The organism is Amaricoccus tamworthensis (genome assembly GCF_049800875.1).
Classification (GTDB): domain Bacteria; phylum Pseudomonadota; class Alphaproteobacteria; order Rhodobacterales; family Rhodobacteraceae; genus Amaricoccus; species Amaricoccus tamworthensis.
This window is the reverse complement of sequence record NZ_JBNAFV010000003.1, coordinates 119,562-136,670: the sequence shown is the minus strand read 5'-3', so window position 1 is coordinate 136,670 and position 17,109 is coordinate 119,562. Positions and strand designations below refer to the sequence as shown.

The following is a 17,109-nucleotide window of genomic DNA, read 5'->3' as shown; positions in this document are numbered from 1 at the left end:
CCCCAATCCGCACAATCTGGCAAAACCGCCCGACCTTGGCAATAAGCGCGAAACGCGGGATCAGGGAATGGTCGGCGCGATCAGATGCATCGCCCGCAGCGCCAGACCCGGCGTCGCACCCGGCATGGTCTCAATGAAAATCCGCTCCATCTGACCGCTGGCGTAAAGACCCGAAATCGCCCGGTCCACTGCAATCTGGAAGTCCACATCACCCCGCGCGAACGCGAGGCCCTGCTTTTCAATGGTCAGCGTCTGGTCCGAGACCTCAAGCCCCTCGGCCGCGTCGCTCTTGAACAGCATGGAAAACAGGATCGACTGGTCCGCGAAATACGCTCCAATCTCGCCCGCTTCCATTGCCGCCAGACCCTCGTCATGGGAGGCAAACGCCGTCACATCCGCCGTCAGGTTCATGGCCTCCAGCGAGCGTTCCAGCGACGTCTCAGTCGTCGTACCCGCGCGAACGCCGATCTTTTTCTCCGCCATGGCCGTCAGATCGGCAACCTCACCTGCTGGCAGCAGAACCGCCGCCCCGTCCACATAAGTCGGCGTGGAAAAGCTCACCTGCTCCATCCGCTCAAGGGTAATCGTCGCGGCCCCGCAAAGCAGGTCAATCTCGCCATTCGCTACCGCGTCGAACCGGTCCTCAACATCCACCGGATAGAAGGTCGCGTTCAACTCCTCCAACCCGAGTTGCGCGGCGACATCCTCGGCCACACCGGCACAGACCCGCGGCGAATATCCGGCCGGTTCACCGTCCTCATCCAGATACGAAATCGGCGCCGCATCGGTCCGGAACCCGAGTTTCATCTCCCCGGTCTCCCGGATGCGGTCCAGCGTCTGCCCAAAGGCCTGCCCGGCCATGAGCGCCATAATAACCGTAATCGAACCAAGTCTGCGCATAATTCCACCTCAAAAGTCATGTTGCGTTTTCCCGGCACCATACATTTCACGCATCTCGCGGCAAGTCACACATCCCGGAGCGGGGATCCCCGCTCAAACCCGCCGAGAATCGACCGCTTTCACACACCGCAAAAAAAAGCCCTGGCCGAAGCCAGGGCGTCAGTCGCCGGAGAAAAGAGAAAGAACTACCCATCAATACGGATCGTCGCGTTCTTCGGATCATACGGACTGTCCTCCGTCACGACCGCGTCCCACAGCCGGTCCTGCATCCGCACCTTCAGATTCGTGCCCTCAACCGCCAGATCCGGCCGCACATAACCCATGCCAATGCTCTTCCCAAACGCCACCGAATACCCGCCGGAGGTCAGACGCCCGACCTTCTCATCGCCCACGTAAAGCGCCTCGCGCCCCCACGGGTCCGCATCCTCCGGCCCGTCCACCAGCACCGTCACGCATCTGAACCGCACGCCGATCGTCTCCATCGCCGCCTTCCCGTGGAACTCCTTTGACAGATCCACAAACCGGTCGAGCCCGGCCTCCAGCGGCGTGGCATCCCGGCCCAGTTCCGTGCCAAACGCCCGGTACGATTTCTCCTGCCGCAGCCAGTTCTGCGCCCGCGCGCCCACCAGCTTCAGCCCCAGGGGCTCGCCCACCTCCATCAGCCGGTCGAGCAGGTAGTTCTGCATCTCCATCGGATGGTGCAGCTCCCAACCCAGCTCGCCCGTATACGCCACCCGCAGCGCCATGACCGGGCACATCTTCAGCTCAATGTTCCGCATCGACAGCCACGGAAACCGCTTGTTCGACAAAACCGTGCCCGGCTCCGCATCACACACCAGTGCGTTCAGCAATTCCCGCGACTTCGGCCCCGCAACGGCAAACACACCCCACTGGGTCGTCACGTCCTGCTCGTTGATGCGCCCGAACTCCGGCTCCTTCTCCATGATCGCCTTGTAAAGGAAATCCTCGTCATAGGCCGCCCAGGCCCCCGCCGACACTAGGTAATAATCATCCTCCGCCAGCCGCACGATGGTATATTCCGACCGCGTCGTCCCGGTCTCCGTCAGCGCATAGGTCAGGTTGATCCGCCCCACCTTCGGCAGCTTGTTGGTCGTGAACCAGTCGAGGAACGCCGTCGCCCCCGGCCCGCTGATCCGGTGCTTGGTAAAGGCCGACGCATCGATCAGACCCACGCCCTCCCGGATCGCCTCGGCTTCCGCCTTCGCATATTCCCACCAGCCCCCGCGCCGGAACGACCGGCTGTCATGGTCGCTGAACCCATCGGGCGCAAAATAATTCGGCCGCTCCCAGCCATTGACGCAGCCAAACTGCGCCCCCGCCGCCTTCATCCGGTCATAACACGGCGCCGTCCGCAACGGCCGACAGGCCGGACGCTCCTCATCCGGGTGGTGCAGGATATAGACGTGGTCGTAGCATTCCTCGTTCTTGCGCGCCGCATATTCCGTGGTCATCCACGGCCCGAACCGCTTGGGATCGAGGCTCGCCATATCAATTTCGGCCTCACCCTCCGCCATCATCTGCGCCAGGTAATGCCCCGTGCCTCCGGCCGCCGTGATGCCAAAGGAAAACCCTTCCGCCAGCCACATGTTTGTGAGCCCCGGCGCCGGTCCCACCAGCGGGTTGCCATCCGGCGTGTAACAGATCGGCCCGTTGAAATCGTCTTTCAGCCCCACCTCCTCGGACGAGGGAATCCGGTGGATAAACGACATGTACTCCTCCTCGATCCTCTCCAGATCGAGCGGGAACAGATCCGCGCGGAAACTGTCCGGCACGCCATACTCAAACCGGGCAGGGGCGTTTTTCTCATACGGCCCCAAAATCCAGCCGCCGCGCTCCTCGCGCACATACCATTTGGCATCCGCATCCCGCAGAACCGGATGCTCGCCATGGGTTTTGCGGTACTCGACCAGCGCGGGGTCCGGTTCGGTCACAATGAACTGGTGCTCCACCGGGATCGCCGGGATTTTCAGCCCGAGAAGCTGCGCCGTGCGCTGGGCATGGTTGCCGGTGGCCGTCACCACATGCTCGGCTGAAATCTCAAACGTCTCGTCCGAGGCCACCAGGTTGCCGCCTTTCTCCACCATGATCCGCCCGCGCACGATCCAGGCGTCGCCGGTCCACTCATAGCTGTCGACCTGACGCTTGCGGATGATCTCCACACCCCTCTGCCGCGCGCCCTTGGCCATCGCCATGGTGACATCGGCAGGGTTAATGTAGCCGTCCGTGGGGTGATACAGCGCCCCGATCAGGTCTTCGGTCCGTACCAGTGGCCAGCGCTGTTTGATCTCATCGGCTGACAGCCACTCATAGGGAATACCCACGGACTCGGCGGTGGTGGCGTAAAGCTGGTACTCATCCATCCGCGCCTGGCTCTGCGCCATCCGCAGATTGCCCACGACCGAAAACCCGGCATTCAGACCCGTTTCCTCTTCCAGGGTTTTGTAGAATTTCACCGAATAGTCGTGAATGTGGCTGGTGGCATAGCTCATGTTGAAAAGCGGTAGCAGACCCGCCGCATGCCACGTGGACCCGGAGGTCAGCTCGTCCCGTTCCAGCAGAACCACGTCGGACCAGCCCGCCTTCGCCAGATGATAGGCCACCGAGGCACCAATCGCTCCGCCACCAACGACCAGTCCACGCACATGTTTCATTTGAGGTCCCCTTGAAAACCGACCGACTCAACCGCCAAAGCTGACCGCAGCCTGCACCGTTTCCCGCCCCCCCGTGCCGGTCGCTCCGACCGCTCAGCGCGTATTTGCGACGTGGCCGCACCCTCCGGCCGACCCGCATAAATGTGACGAAACTATGGCGTTGGAGGGTGGAAAGCGTTCTGCTACCGTCCCACATACTGAATTACGGAAATCAATTGGGGGAGGCCGTAATGGCATTCGGCAACATTCTTGGACAGATCCTGCAACAGGGCATGGGAGGTTCATCACCGACGCGCAGCCGTCTGGACCAGACCACCAACAACCTGAGCACCAGCGGTGGCGGCGGTCTCGATGCCATCTTCGGCCAGGTCCAGAACGCCCTGGGGCGCACGGGCGGCTCCGGCGGAATGCTCGACATGGCCAAACAGTACGCGGGCCAGAAACAGGTGGGCAACCTCTCCAACGCCCAGGTCGGCGGCATCGGCGCCGTGGCCGGCGCGCTTCTGGGCGGTGGCCTTGGTGGCGCGGCCAAGGGCGGGGCGCTCGCCGTGCTCGGCACCCTCGCCATGACCGCGCTCAACAACTCCCGCCAGCAGCAGGCACAGCGCGCGCCGGAACCGGCTGTCGGTGACGTGCAGACCGCCCCGCCCGCCATCGAATTTGACGAGAGCATGTTCGACGAGGTGACCTCACCCGCGGCTGAGAAACTCGCCCTGCGCGCCATGATCGCGGCGGCCAAGGTCGACGGCAAAATCGACCGCGACGAGCTTCAGGCCATCATGGGCAAGATCGGCTCCGACGAGGTGACCGAGGAGGAAAAACAGTTCGTGATGAACGAGATCAACACACCGTCGACCATCGACGATCTCGTCCGCGACGTCCGCTCCGAGGCCCAGGCCGCCGAGGTCTACGCCGCCACGCTGCTCGCCATCAAAATCGACACCCAGGAAGAGGTCGACTACGTCTCGAACCTGGCCGAAGCCCTCAAACTCGACCACGACACCGTTGCCGAGCTTCACAAACTCACTGGTGTTGAAAAAGGCGCGAGCTAGGAAACCGGCGCTCTTCATCCCCCGCCGCCTGGCGATTAGGCTGGGCGGCGGAGAAACTGGTCATCCGCATTTGTAGCCTACTTCTGCTAGGGTATTGCCGACAGGTGTTCCGAAATCCCGACCTATTTCGGCGTTCGCAGTGTGAACCTCGTTCAGCGCCTCCGCCAAGGCCATAAGCATTCCGCAATCCGAATCCAGCATTTTCTCATTGGCAAGACGCACATAGAGTATCTTTTCGTCCATCTGTTGACGTTCTTCCCAACGGTTAATGTCGTCAAATATCGGCATCGCTTCACTTAACCGTAGCCGAGCCGCTTCCAGATCCTGCGCTGGTCCTTCAGAAAACAAAATGCGCGCCTTCAGGATCTCTTGATCAATCCTGTCTATCGGCCCAAGCCCCTCAGTCGCGACAAGATTTGCGACCTCCAAGGCTTCGTCAGTACGCTTTTGAACCAAGAGAGCCTCCGCTAGGGCGTTGAGATCATACCGGCTGAACATGTCCCGTTGATCGTTCCACGCCGTGTAAACACTGTCCGTCAGACGTGCGATCTGGCCCCGTTTTCCTTCAATGATAGCGAAAGCCTGGTCATCTGCGCCTCCGGACTGAAGACGGTAGATCTCGGTGTTGATCTCCTGGAGTTGGTCCAGCCGTTCCAGCGCCAGATTTTTTCGCTCCAAGTCCCGGGCAGCCTGGGCGCTGAGTATTTCCTTGTCAAATTCCTGCCATGCGACCAGAAGTGCCGCTGGAAAACCGACGAGATAGATTAGGTTTCGCAGGGTATCGAGGCTGAAAATCCGGTCCCAAATCGACTTCGGTGGCGGGTTCTGCTGCTCCAGCAGCACCTCAATGCGGCCTTCCGCCCGCGCCAGTCGCTCCTCAAGAGTTTCCCCGCTCATACGCTCCTCCCGCGTCAATCCCCCGCCCTAGACAATCCCCGCAACAATCGCCCGCAGCGTGGCAATACCGTCACCCTTCTCCGAGGACGTCACCACGATCTCCGGATGCGCCGCCGTGTGTTTTGCCAAAACCCGTTTGACCTGTTCGATATTGTCGCGCAGCGCCCCGGCCTTGGGTTTGTCAGCCTTGGTCAGCACCGCCTGAAATGTCACGGCCGAGCGGTCGAGCAGGGACATGATCTCCTCGTCCACCGCTTTCGCCCCGTGCCGCGCGTCGATGAGCAGAAACACCCGCCGCAGGCTCGCACGCCCCGACAGATAATCCTTCATCAGCTCCTGCCACTTGCGCACCACGTCCTTCGGCGCCTCAGCGAAACCATAGCCCGGCAGGTCCACCAGATACCGCTCCTCGCCGAGTGCGAAATAGTTGATCTCCTGCGTACGTCCTGGCGTGTTCGACGAACGGGCCAGAGCCTTCCGGCCCGTCAGCGCATTGATCAGGCTCGATTTGCCCACATTCGACCGGCCCGCAAAACAGACCTCAACCCGGTCGGCAGAGGGCAGGCCGTCCATCGCCACCACGCCCTTCACGAAATCCACCGGCCCGGCAAACAGCAGCCGCCCGGCCTCCGCTTCCGGCCGGTCCGGTTCCGCGGCGAGGGTAAACGTCATTTTCATTGTGCCGCCCCGGCAATTTTTTCCAGATCCGACCCGCGAATGACGTCGAGATTTTCCGTAATCCGCCCCACGGGCCAGTCCCACCACGCCACGCGCAGCAGGCACTCAATGGTTTCCGCGTTGTACCGCATCCGGATTACCTGCGCCGGATTGCCGCCCACAACCGCATAGGGCGGCACATCCGAGGTCACGACGCTACGCGCCGCAACAATCGCGCCATGCCCGATGGTCACACCCGGCATGATCAGCGTGTCGCCGCCGATCCAGACATCACTGCCGACAACCGTATCGCCCCGGTTGCCCTCGACCCAGGTGGCGGGATCGAACCCTTCCTCCCAGCCATTGCCGAAGATGTTGAACGGATAGGTCGAAAACCCGCCCATCGCGTGATTGGCCCCGTTCATGAAGAACCGCACCCCGGTCGCAAAGGCACAGAACGACCCGATCACCAGCCTGTCGCCGACAAAATCATAGTGATGCAGAACATTCCGCTCAAAGAAATGCTCCGGCCCCTCGGGGTCGTCGTAATAGGTGTAGTGCCCGACCTCGACATTGCTGCGGCCTTCCGCAAACGGGCGCAGGAAACCAACCCTGGGGTGTCCCTCCAGGGGATGCGGGTTGTCCGGGTCAGGTCCGTTCATGCCAGTACCGCCACATCGTTCACCGATGCTATACCGTCCCCAACGACTTCCGCATAGACCCCGAAGTCGCGATGCCCCCAGTTCTCCTGCAACAGCCGCAGTGTATCCGTATCCGGCTCACCGGTTTCCGGATCTACGCCCGTGGCCGTGCAGCGGGTGATCCGCTCGCGCACCACAAATGTCGCACCACCAATCCGCAGTTTTTTGTCGAGCAGGTCAAACTCCTGCCACGGCTCCAGCCCGTCGAGCCAGATATTGCCGCGAAACCGCTCCTGCGCCAGGTCCCGCCCGGCCACTTTCGACAGGGCCGCGAGGCTCGCGTTGTTCAGGATGGAAACAGAGCGGATTTTGCTGTCCGTCATGCCCCGCGTGCCGGCCCGCACCACATGGGAGGGCAGGGCGCGGTTCGGGTCGCAAAGCGGCGTGACCCAGGCCACCATCCGCGTTGCATCGCCAATATCGCCTGGATTGACCGTGATGCTGCCCGCATCCGGATGGCTCAACTCAATCAGCCCCTCCGGCCCGGTCATTTTCGCTTTCACAGCCATCAGCCCCGGCGATTTAGCTCCACGGATGAAGTTGTTGCAGTGAACCCAGTCACTGCTCCCCGCCGGGGCTTTCGAGGCCTCATGGGCAACCGCCCAGACCCGGTCGTAGGGCATGGTATTGCCCGCGACAAATTCCGAGGAGAGCAGGGCCTCCGCCCCGACGCCCTTGATGGGATGGCGCCAGATATGGGTGACCCGCGCCTCCATGACCTACTTGCTGTCCGCCTGGGTCTTGCCCCGGATATTGCCCAGAATATCCGGCTTAACGCCCTGGCTGCGCATGATCAGATACTGCTGCGTGAAGGTGATGCAGTTGTTGGCAACCCAGTAGATCACCAGTCCGGACGCGAACTGACCCAGCATGAACATGAATACCCACGGCATCCAGTTGAAGATCATCGCCTGCGTCTTGTCCGTGGGCGCCGGGTTCAGACGCATCTGAAGCCACATGGACACACCCATCAGAACCGGCCACACGCCGATCGAGAAGATCGCAAGGATGCTGCCCGGTCCAGGTGCGTCCCAGGGCAGAAGCCCGAACAGGTTCAGGATCGAGGACGGATCAGGCGCGCTCAGGTCATGCACCCAGCCGATGAACGGCTGATGGCGCAACTCAAGCGTCACGAAGATCACCTTGTAGAGCGAGAAGAAGATCGGGATCTGCAACAAAATGGGCAGACAGCCCGCGGCCGGATTGACCTTTTCCCGCTTGTAGAGCGCCATGACCTCCTGCTGCATTTTCATGCGGTCGTCACCGGCGGTCTCCTTGATCTTCTCCATCTCGGGCTGAAGCTTCTTCATCCGCGACATGGACACATAGGACTTGTACGCCAGCGGGAAGAGCAGCGCCTTGATGGCGAAGGTCAGCCCGATAATGGCGAAGCCCATGTTGCCGAACAGGATATAGAGATAGTGCAGCGCCATGTAGATCGGCTTGGTCAGGAAGAAGAACCAGCCCCAGTCGATCGAATCGACAAACTTCTCGATGCCCAGATCGTTCTGGTAGTCGCGGATGGTCTCCCATTCCTTCGGACCGGAGAACAGCATGGTGCTCGACGATGTCGTCTCACCAGGGCCCACGGCCACAACCGGCAGACGCACGTCGGTCTGATAGGTGTCGGTGGCCTGGGTGTATTTCGTCACGGCGGTAAACGCCTGACCGGGGGAGGGGACCAGCGTCGCCATCCAGTAATGGTCGGTGAACCCGATCCAGCCGTTTTCCACGACGGTTTTCTTCTCGACGGCGGCGCGCTCATTGGCATCAACCGGCAGATCGACAACATCGTCATAGTCAATCTCGGCCAGCTCACCATCGGTGGACATCACCACACCCTCATGAAGGATGTAAAAGCCTTTCAGGTCAGTCGGTTCGCCGTGACGCGCGATAATGCCATAGGGCGCCAGACGCACCTCGGAGCCGGTGTTGTTCTCAACCGTCTGCTCCACCGTGAACATGTAGTTCTCGTCGATGGAGATGATCCGGCGGAACACCAGGCCGTTCCCATTGTCCCAAACGAGGGTCACCGGCGTGTCGGCGGTCAAAACCTCACCGCTCTCAACCGACCAGGGCGTGGACGGCCCGGGCAGCTGGTCAAACGGCACGCTTCCCGCAGCCGGGGTCCAGCCAAAGAGAGCATAATACGCATCGGACGTACCGGCCGGCATGAACTGCGTGACCATCGGGCTGTCGGGCGCAAGTGTCTCAAAATACTGCGTAAAGGACAGATCGTCGATACGCCCACCGGTCAGCGACAGCGACCCGGTCAGATGCTCGGTCTCGATCTCAACCCGCTCGGATTTGGCCAGGGCCTGCTCGCGCGACTGCGCAACGGTCGGTGACAGGCTCGGTGCTCCGGCCTCACCCTCCTCGGCGGCGGGTACGGTGATCCCGTCCTGGGTTTGCACGACCTCGGTCGGCGCGGTTGGCGTGCCGGTGTCCTCGGGTGGTGGAAACAGTATGAACCACACCATCAGGACCACGAAACTCAGCACGGTCGCGAGAATGAGGTTTTTGTTCTGTTCGTCCATAAGGACCGCTCCGGTCAGAAATCCCAAAAATTCAGTCAGGGTTCAACAGGGGCAGGTCCAAAAGGTCAAGGTGTTTTCGGCAGGCTGCTTAAGCCCGCTCGTCCCGTTCCGGGGACTTCCGGCGGGTGCCGTGGGCCTTCAGCCAGTCAAAGGTGTCGGCCTGTGACATGGGCTTCGCGATCAGGTAACCCTGACAGAAGTTGCAGCCCAGACGGCGCAGCATCGCCAGCGCGTCATCGGTTTCCACACCCTCGGCCAGCACCTCGATGCCAAGCGCGCGGGCCATGGCCACCATCGATGCGGTCAGCTGCTGCTGCTCCTCGCTGGTCTCAATGCCGAACACGAAGCTGCGGTCGATCTTGATCCGGTTCACCATGAAACGGCGCAGGTTCGAGATCGAGGCGTGTCCGGTGCCGAAATCGTCCAGTTCAATGCCAAATCCAGCCGACGCCAGGCCCCGCAGGTTGCGCACGACCATGTCCTGATCGCTTTTAATGAGAACGGTTTCCAGAACCTCGATGGCCAGACGGGAGGGATCGAGGTCAAAACGCTCGACCTCCCACTTGATCTTCTCAATCAGACGCGGGTTGCGCAGCTGCGCCAGAGCGAAGTTCACGCCCACTTTCGGCACATGCAGCCCCGCCATGTCCCAGGCCCGGATGGCTTCCATCGACCGCGACAGAACCACCTCACCCAGGCGCTCGGTCAGGTCCACCTGCTCCGCGAAATCCAGGAACGCCGCTGGTCCCAGCAGGCCGTGTTTCGGATGATGCCAGCGCACCAGCGCCTCAAACCCGCACAGCTCATGGGTGACCAGATCGATCTGCGGCTGGAAGAAGGCCACAATCTCGTCATTGTCCAGCGCATGGGTCAGTTCGGCATAAAGCGTCTCGCGCCGCTCGACCTCCTCGCGCTGTTTCGCGTTGAAATAGCGAATCAGCCCCGCACCCTCGGACCGTGCATCCGCTAGTGCAATCGCCGCATTGGACAGGATCTGGTCCGCATCCGGCTGATCGTCCGAGAACAGCGTCACACCCATCGAACAGCTGATCCGCCGCGGCGCGCCGCCGATGGAGTAGGGTTTCATCAGGATCGCCTGCAGCCGCCCGGCTATCGTCGCCACCGCGCCGGCATCCTCCAGGTCGGTCGTGACCACGATAAAGCTGTCATGTCCGGGATGGGCCGCAAAATCCCCGGCGCGCAGGGACTGCTGCACCCGCCGCGCGGCAATGCGCATGACCTCATTGGCAACCCGGATGCCCAGGGTCTCGCGCAGCACGTTAAACCGATCAAAGCTTACCCGAATGACCGCCGATTCCATGTTGCCACGCTCCGACGCATCGACCAGCCGGGTCAGATAGGCGTGCAGATAGGCCGCATTGGGCATGCCCGTCAGACTGTCATGCAGCAGCTTGAACTGGTTTTCCTTCTCCACCTCGGTGGTCTCGGCCACCCAGCCATTGATCCGCCGCCGCGCGGGCCGGACGATCAGAAAGGCAAAACCGATGCAGTTCAGGGCGATAACCGCCAGCGATCCACCCACAAGCCAGCGGGACATCTGCTCAACCCGCATCGCCTGCGCCCGGTGCTCAATGGAGATCAAGTCCAGAACCGGCAGCATGTGATCGGTCAGCAGCGTTTTCAGCTTCAGGATATTCTCATTGTCCCAGCCGGTCTGGTCCACGACTGACGCGCCCAGCTCCTCCGCCCGCTCATAAAGCGGCTCAAGCTGGGTATGGCGCGGATTGGTGTCACGTCCCGCATCGAGGCGCAGCTCCCGCAGGGCAATGAAATTTTCCAGGTCCCAGGCAAATGTCGTGCGCGCATTGTCGCGGTACACACCCGGGGGCAGAATGCTCATCTTCTCAAGCGTGGACACGGCCTTGCGCGCCGCCGTCGCCTCCGCCGTGCTCGCGCGCGTCAGTTCATCGGCCACTTCCGAGGAATGCATGACACGGTACAGCATCGCGTGCGACACAACCAGCAGCACGAATCCAAAAATCATGAAGATGCCGGTGACCTGCATGAAGATGCGGTCCGGCGCTGGAAGGTTGGATCTCTTGAATTCCTCGCTCATGTCGACTGCGTAGCAGAACGACACCGATCATTCGTTAAAGCCGGACGGATTCCGGCCCGGTCATGCCCTGAATCTATCAGGCATTTTATCGATTTAAACGTTTCTCAAAGGCCCGCGAAGTCGAAAAGCCCGCTGTCGAGCAGGTGGCTGGGGTTCGCGTTCATCAGGGCGCTGAGGATCTTCTGCTTGCGTCCGGGACTGCGTTTTTCCCACTCGTTCAGCATGCCCTTGATCTGCTGCCGCTGCAGCCCGTCCTGACTGCCGCAGAGGTCGCAGGGGATGATCGGATAGTTCAGGGCATCCGCAAACGCCGCGCAGTCCTCCTCCGCCACCAGCGCGAGCGGGCGGTGCACATATAGATCGCCCACATCATTCAGAAGCTTCGGCGGCATCGCCGCCAGCTTGCCCCCGTGAAACAGGTTCAAAAGGAACGTCTCGATAATGTCCTCGCGGTGGTGCCCCAGCACAATCGCCTGGCAGCCCTCCTCCCGAGCGATCCGGTAGAGATTGCCCCGCCGCAGTCTTGAGCACAGCGCACAGAAGGTCCTTGTCGAGGGGATCTTCTCCTTCACAATCGAATAGGTGTCCGCATACTCGATCCGGTGCGGCACCCCCCGCTGTTCCAGAAACTCCGGCAAAACCGTCGCCGGAAACCCCGGCTGCCCCTGGTCCAGGTTGCAGGCGAGGATTTCCACCGGCAACACCCCGCGCCACTGCAGCTCGGTCAGGGCCGCAAGAAGGGTATAGCTGTCCTTGCCGCCGGACAGACACACCAGCCATTTATCCCCCTCCCGCACCATGCCATATTGGTCAATGGCCTCGCGGGTGTTGCGGATGATCCGCTTGCGCAGCTTTTTGAACCGCGTCGTGTCCGGCGCGCCGTCAAAGAGCGGATGAATTTCAGATGTGTCCAACATGCGGGCGGTTTATCCGCACCGGTGCCATTTGGGCAAGTGGGCAGATTGCAGCACTGAATTTTGGCTTCTCAAATGCGAAACGGATGCTACCTTACCGATCATGGACAGCGACGATACGAAAAAGAAATCCAAACCCTCCGTGCGAAAGCGCGCCGAGGCGATCAGGGCGTTCCGGTGCAAACACCTGGTCGCCGTCATTGAGGATCCGGGCGATTTCCGGAATATCGCTTCCGTGATACGCAACGCAAACGCGCTGGGCGTCGAAAAGGTCTATGTCGTCGACCCCGGAAAAAGACTGCCTGACGACTGGCAGGAGATGCGCGAGCGCCGTTCCCTGACCAAACGTTCCGTCTCCGCCATCAAATGGACCTTCGTCAAACGCTTCGACAGCACCGCTGAATGTTTCGACCACCTGGAGCGCAAAAACTTCACCTCCATCGTGACCTCACCGCATGTGAAGGGCGCCAACAACGCCTATCTGCACGAGGGGGATTTCACCACACAGTCGAAACTGGCCGTCTGGTTCGGCAACGAGACCCGCGGCATCAGCCCCGAGGCCGTGGCCCGCAGCGAACTATGCGTGGCAATCCCCATGTTCGGCATGATCGAAAGCCTCAATCTCGGCACCTGCTCCGGCATCGTGCTCTACGAGATCACCAAACAGCGCCGCGAATACCAGGCCCGCTACCGCTTCCGTAACAAAAAAGGCCGCCGCCCCGTTGAGCTGCCAACCCTGATGAACCGCGAGGCCTGAGGCGGGGCGGGCTGCCCCGCTATTCCTGTTTGGTCCCGTCCTGTGGCACCGGCACATTATCCACCCCGGATCCGCCCCAGGGGTGACACCGCAGGATCCGCCGGAGCGTGAGCCAGCCGCCCCTAAATCCGCCATGCAGTTCCAGGGCCTCCAGGGCATAGGCCGAACAGGTTGGCTGAAACCTGCAGCCGTGGCCCACATGGGGCGAGAAGACCAGCCGGTAAAACCGAACCGGCAGACTGAGGACCCAGGCGAACGGCGTCACGACCGCCGCCGTTTGTGCAGCGCCGCCACCGCCGAGACCAGATCCCCGCGCAGCCGGTCGAAATCCAGCGCCGCCGTCGCGTCCCGCCGCCCGATCAGCACATAGTCCCAGCCGTCGCGCCCGTGTTCGGGCAGTTCCAGCCGCGCAATCTCGCGCAGTCGGCGCTTGGCCCGGTTGCGTTTGACCGCGTTTCCAACTTTTTTGGAGCAGGTATACCCGACCCGGATGCCCTCGGCCTTCTCATCCTGCCGCCGCTCCCGTGCCTGAAGAATAAACCCGTCCCGCGCCTGCCGCGGCGCCCTGGCTGCCGCCAGAAAATCGGAGCGTTTGAGAAGAGTGGTAAGGGCAGGGCGCCCAGGTGCGTCTGTCGCGTCCATCAGTCGGCCAACCTCTCCCATGGTGCTACGGAATTTACACATCTCCACCCTCTGCCCTGACCTGAGGCAGGACGCGCCATGACCGACTTTGGGAGGGCTCCGACCCACCTGTTCAGCGCGCGTCGCGTAAACTCCCGAAACCACGGAGCAAAGGCCGGAGCCGGGGATGCCCTCCCGTGGGGAAAGTCGGGCATGGCGTGTCGTGCCGACACGCCGGGGATTGTTGCGGGACCATCGCGCCACACGCAACGGGGCACAGGAAAACGCGTTGTTCTTTTGGGTCGCGTGAAATTAGCGTGTGGGCGCGACCGTCGAGCGGGATGACTGTCCTTTCCCACGCGAGACTCCCCACACCCCAAACGCAAAAAACCAGCCCGTCCCGAAATGGATGGGCTGGCGATCCGCTGTCTCACGATCAACCTCCGGTCCGGATGCGTCAGAGCCTCCGGTACGGCACCATGGCCTCAGGCCGACAGGCGCTTCCGGCCCTGGGCGCGACGGCGGTTGATGATGGTGCGTCCGGCTTTGGTGGCCATGCGTGCACGGAATCCGTGACGGCGCTTGCGGACGAGGTTGCTGGGCTGAAAAGTGCGTTTCATGTTGGCGTCTCCTGATCTTACCCGCGACCGGCCCGAAATGGCCCAGGTCACCGGAAAACGCCGCCACACGCTCGCTTCGTGCACGACGTACTGAATTCGAAGCCGGCTCATAACCCGACCGGAACGGGGAAGTCAATTCCGCCCAGGCACTTTTCCTGACCGGATTGAAACATTTGCCCCGATACCATCAACGGGCCGTGATCAGTGTAACCGATCCTGTTTGAAACCGTAAGGCAGCGGTGAGATCAAACACAACTGGTAGAAGAAATGAGCATTATGACCGACACCCGCACCGGATTTTCGCCCAAACGGGTCATTCCGATCCTCCTCATTGCCGCCATAGCCATCGGCGGAGGCTGGTATCTGCGTGATTTCCTGAATTTCGAGACCCTGCGGGACAACCGCGAGGCCCTGATCGCATGGCGCGACGCCAACTACCTCCCGGCGATTCTCGCCTACACGCTCGCCTATGTGATTGTCGTGGCGTTTTCGCTGCCCGGCGCACTTATAATGACGCTCACGGGCGGATTTCTCTTCGGCACCCTCATCGGCGGCGGCCTGACGGTTCTCGCGGCCACCATCGGCGCCACCATCATCTTCCTGGCCGCCCGGTTTGGTCTCGGTGACGCGCTTTACGCCAAATTGACCGCTGAGGGCGGGAAGGGCACCCTGGCCCGCATGGAACGCGGCCTGCGCGAAAACGAGGTCAGCTACCTCTTTCTGATGCGTCTGGTCCCGGCGATTCCCTTCTTTGTCGCGAACCTCGCTCCCGCCTTCCTTGGCGTAAAGCTCCGGACCTACATGATCACCACCTTCTTCGGCATCATCCCCGGCACCATGGTCTATTCCTGGATCGGCGCGGGTCTGGGCGAGGTGTTCGCCCGTAACGAGACGCCCAACCTTGGCATCATCTTTGAGCCGATGATCCTCGGCCCCATTCTCGGCCTTGCCGCCCTCGCGGCCATGCCCATCGTCGTCAAGGCCCTGCGCGGCAAACGGAGTGTGAAATAATGACCGATCATATCAAAGTGGACCTCTGCGTCATTGGTGGTGGCTCCGGCGGTCTCTCCGTCGCCGCCGGTGCGGTCCAGATGGGCGCCTCCGTTGTCCTCGTCGAGGGCGGCAAAATGGGCGGCGACTGCCTCAACTACGGCTGCGTTCCTTCCAAGGCGCTGATCGCTGCTGCAAAACACGCCCATGCCATGACCACCGGCGCGCCCTTTGGCATCACGCCGGTCGACCCGGAGATCAACTTCGCCGCCGCAAAGGACCACGTCCGCAGCGTCATAGCGGGCATAGAGCCCCACGATTCGGTCGAGCGGTTTGAATCCCTCGGCGTCCAGGTCATCCAGGACTGGGGCAAATTCACCTCGCCGAGCGAACTTCAGGCGGGCGGCAAAACCATACAGGCCCGCCGCTTCGTCATCGCCACCGGCTCCAGCCCCTTCGTGCCGCCGATCCCGGGCCTCGAGGACGTGCCCCACTACACCAATGAGACGATTTTCGACCTGCGCGAACGCCCGCGTCACCTGATCGTCGTTGGTGGCGGCCCCATCGGCATGGAAATGGCCCAGGCCCACCGCCGTCTCGGCTGCGAGGTTACCGTCATCGAGGGCGCGACAGTCCTCGGCAAGGACGACCCCGAACTTGCTGCCGTGGCCCTTTCGGCCATCCGCGCCGAAGGTGTCGAGATCGTGGAAAACGCCGCCGTGGAGCAGGTCCGGAAGGCGGGCGACGACATCACCGTGTCGACCTCCGACGGCCGCGAGTTCACCGGCTCCCACATCCTCGTTGCCGTGGGCCGCAAACCCAATACCGGCACGCTCAACCTCGATGCGGCCGGAGTGGAAACCAACCGCGCGGGCGTAATCGTTGACGCCTCGCTGAAAACCAGCAACCGCAAGATCTACGCCATCGGCGACGTGGCGGGGGGCAAACAGTTCACCCACCTCGCGGGGTACCACGCGGGCATCGTCATCCGCTCCGCCCTGTTCGGCCTGCCCGCGAAGGCGTCCGACACCAACATCCCGCACGCCACCTATACCGACCCGGAGATCGCCCAGATCGGCCTCACCGAAGCCCAGGCGAGGGAAGAGCACGGCGACGCGCTGGAGGTTCTGCGCTTTCAGTTCGCCGAAAACGACCGCGCCCGCGCCGAGGGCGTCAGCGCCGGTCTCGTCAAGGTCATGGTGGTGAAGGGCCGCCCGGTCGGTGCCGGCATCGTCGGCCCCCAGGCGGGCGAGCAGATCAGCCTGTGGTCGCTTGCGATTTCCTCAAAACTGAAAATCGGCGCGGTCGCCGGCATGGTCGCACCCTATCCGACGCTCATGGAGGTCTCCAAACGCGCCGGCGGCCAGTACTACACCCCGCGTCTCTTCGAGAACAAATGGGTGAAGAAGGTCGTGGGTCTGGTCCAGAAACTCCCCTGACCCCCCACATGCCCGCGCCGGGCCCTCCCTCCCGGCGCGGGTTTATCCCGTTTGAGACTTCCCATTTCGGATGTGCCCTGGTTCTGGCTCTCCCATCTCAACCCTCACGCCCGGCGTTTACGCCGGGCAGCGCCGACCTCCCCCACGGGAGGCGCTATCACGCCCCCCGAGGTCCGCGCTCCCCTCACCAATCGGGCTTATACGTTGGGACAGGCCCACCATCTCCAATCCACCACCAGAATCACCCATGGGTTGAGCTCCAGTGTCGCCACGGC

General features: G+C 62.1%; 16 protein-coding genes. 4 read left to right on the top strand and 12 right to left on the bottom strand.

Translation table 11 applies throughout. The features are described from left to right. Window positions 1-60: 60 nt before the first annotated feature. Together ACP15P_RS07910 and ACP15P_RS07905 are read right to left on the bottom strand one after the other, a co-directional pair. Entirely contained in the window at window positions 61-900 is an 840-nt protein-coding gene (locus ACP15P_RS07910; RefSeq protein ID WP_424927923.1) for an amino acid ABC transporter substrate-binding protein, read from the bottom strand. 185 nt (window positions 901-1,085) lie between these two features. After that, on the bottom strand, window positions 1,086-3,572 hold the full coding sequence (locus tag ACP15P_RS07905; RefSeq protein ID WP_424927922.1) for a GcvT family protein: 2,487 nt from the start codon (window positions 3,570-3,572) through the stop codon (window positions 1,086-1,088). Between the two features lie 230 nt (window positions 3,573-3,802). Here ACP15P_RS07905 and ACP15P_RS07900 point away from each other — a divergent pair, with 230 nt between their 5' ends. Continuing rightward, window positions 3,803-4,624 (top strand): tellurite resistance TerB family protein, encoded by an 822-nt coding sequence (locus tag ACP15P_RS07900; RefSeq protein WP_424927921.1) that lies wholly within the window; start codon window positions 3,803-3,805, stop codon window positions 4,622-4,624. Window positions 4,625-4,684: 60 nt separating this feature from the next. On the opposite strand, the gene ACP15P_RS07895 is transcribed toward ACP15P_RS07900, so the two are convergent. The 7 genes from ACP15P_RS07895 to ttcA form a co-directional block, all read right to left on the bottom strand. Then, window positions 4,685-5,521 carry a hypothetical protein gene (locus ACP15P_RS07895; RefSeq protein WP_424927920.1) on the bottom strand — a complete coding sequence of 279 codons (837 nt, stop codon included), beginning with the start codon at window positions 5,519-5,521 and terminating at the stop codon, window positions 4,685-4,687. A 27-nt stretch (window positions 5,522-5,548) separates the two neighbouring features. Beyond that, on the bottom strand, window positions 5,549-6,199 hold the full coding sequence (yihA, locus tag ACP15P_RS07890; RefSeq protein ID WP_424927919.1) for a ribosome biogenesis GTP-binding protein YihA/YsxC: 651 nt from the start codon (window positions 6,197-6,199) through the stop codon (window positions 5,549-5,551). Further along, window positions 6,196-6,840 (bottom strand): CatB-related O-acetyltransferase, encoded by a 645-nt coding sequence (locus tag ACP15P_RS07885; protein ID WP_424927918.1) that lies wholly within the window; start codon window positions 6,838-6,840, stop codon window positions 6,196-6,198. The genes yihA and ACP15P_RS07885 overlap by 4 nt, the downstream gene beginning before the upstream one ends. Further along, entirely contained in the window at window positions 6,837-7,595 is a 759-nt protein-coding gene (locus ACP15P_RS07880; protein ID WP_424927917.1) for an MOSC domain-containing protein, read from the bottom strand. The genes ACP15P_RS07885 and ACP15P_RS07880 overlap by 4 nt, the downstream gene beginning before the upstream one ends. 3 nt (window positions 7,596-7,598) lie before the next feature. Then, on the bottom strand, window positions 7,599-9,416 hold the full coding sequence (gene yidC / locus ACP15P_RS07875; RefSeq protein WP_424927916.1) for a membrane protein insertase YidC: 1,818 nt from the start codon (window positions 9,414-9,416) through the stop codon (window positions 7,599-7,601). 88 nt (window positions 9,417-9,504) lie between these two features. Next, window positions 9,505-11,493: a putative bifunctional diguanylate cyclase/phosphodiesterase gene (locus ACP15P_RS07870; RefSeq protein ID WP_424927915.1), complete on the bottom strand. Its 1,989-nt coding sequence runs from the start codon at window positions 11,491-11,493 to the stop codon at window positions 9,505-9,507. Between the two features lie 104 nt (window positions 11,494-11,597). Beyond that, window positions 11,598-12,410: a tRNA 2-thiocytidine(32) synthetase TtcA gene (gene ttcA, locus ACP15P_RS07865; RefSeq protein ID WP_424927914.1), complete on the bottom strand. Its 813-nt coding sequence runs from the start codon at window positions 12,408-12,410 to the stop codon at window positions 11,598-11,600. A gap of 100 nt (window positions 12,411-12,510) precedes the next feature. Here ttcA and ACP15P_RS07860 point away from each other — a divergent pair, with 100 nt between their 5' ends. Further along, window positions 12,511-13,164, top strand: a complete 654-nt coding sequence (locus ACP15P_RS07860) for a TrmH family RNA methyltransferase (protein ID WP_424927913.1) — start codon at window positions 12,511-12,513, stop codon at window positions 13,162-13,164. Between the two features lie 19 nt (window positions 13,165-13,183). On the opposite strand, the gene yidD is transcribed toward ACP15P_RS07860, so the two are convergent. The 3 genes from yidD to rpmH all read right to left on the bottom strand — a co-directional run bounded on the left by yidD (window position 13,184) and on the right by rpmH (window position 14,405). Further along, window positions 13,184-13,429, bottom strand: a complete 246-nt coding sequence (gene yidD, locus ACP15P_RS07855; protein WP_424927912.1) for a membrane protein insertion efficiency factor YidD — start codon at window positions 13,427-13,429, stop codon at window positions 13,184-13,186. After that, a complete protein-coding gene (gene rnpA, locus ACP15P_RS07850) occupies window positions 13,426-13,806 on the bottom strand; it encodes a ribonuclease P protein component (RefSeq protein WP_424927911.1) in 381 nt (126 codons plus the stop codon). The genes yidD and rnpA overlap by 4 nt, the downstream gene beginning before the upstream one ends. 464 nt (window positions 13,807-14,270) lie before the next feature. Next, entirely contained in the window at window positions 14,271-14,405 is a 135-nt protein-coding gene (rpmH, locus tag ACP15P_RS07845) for a 50S ribosomal protein L34 (protein WP_424927910.1), read from the bottom strand. A gap of 267 nt (window positions 14,406-14,672) precedes the next feature. On the opposite strand from rpmH, the gene ACP15P_RS07840 reads away from it, so the two are divergent. Together ACP15P_RS07840 and ACP15P_RS07835 are read left to right on the top strand one after the other, a co-directional pair. Further along, the gene (locus ACP15P_RS07840; RefSeq protein ID WP_424927909.1) at window positions 14,673-15,416 is read left to right on the top strand and encodes a TVP38/TMEM64 family protein; all 744 of its coding nucleotides are present in this window, start codon (window positions 14,673-14,675) and stop codon (window positions 15,414-15,416) included. Next, window positions 15,416-16,834, top strand: coding sequence for a dihydrolipoyl dehydrogenase family protein (locus tag ACP15P_RS07835; RefSeq protein ID WP_424927908.1), 1,419 nt, complete (start codon window positions 15,416-15,418; stop codon window positions 16,832-16,834). Before ACP15P_RS07840 ends, ACP15P_RS07835 begins: the two co-directional genes overlap by 1 nt. Window positions 16,835-17,109: the final 275 nt, after the last annotated feature.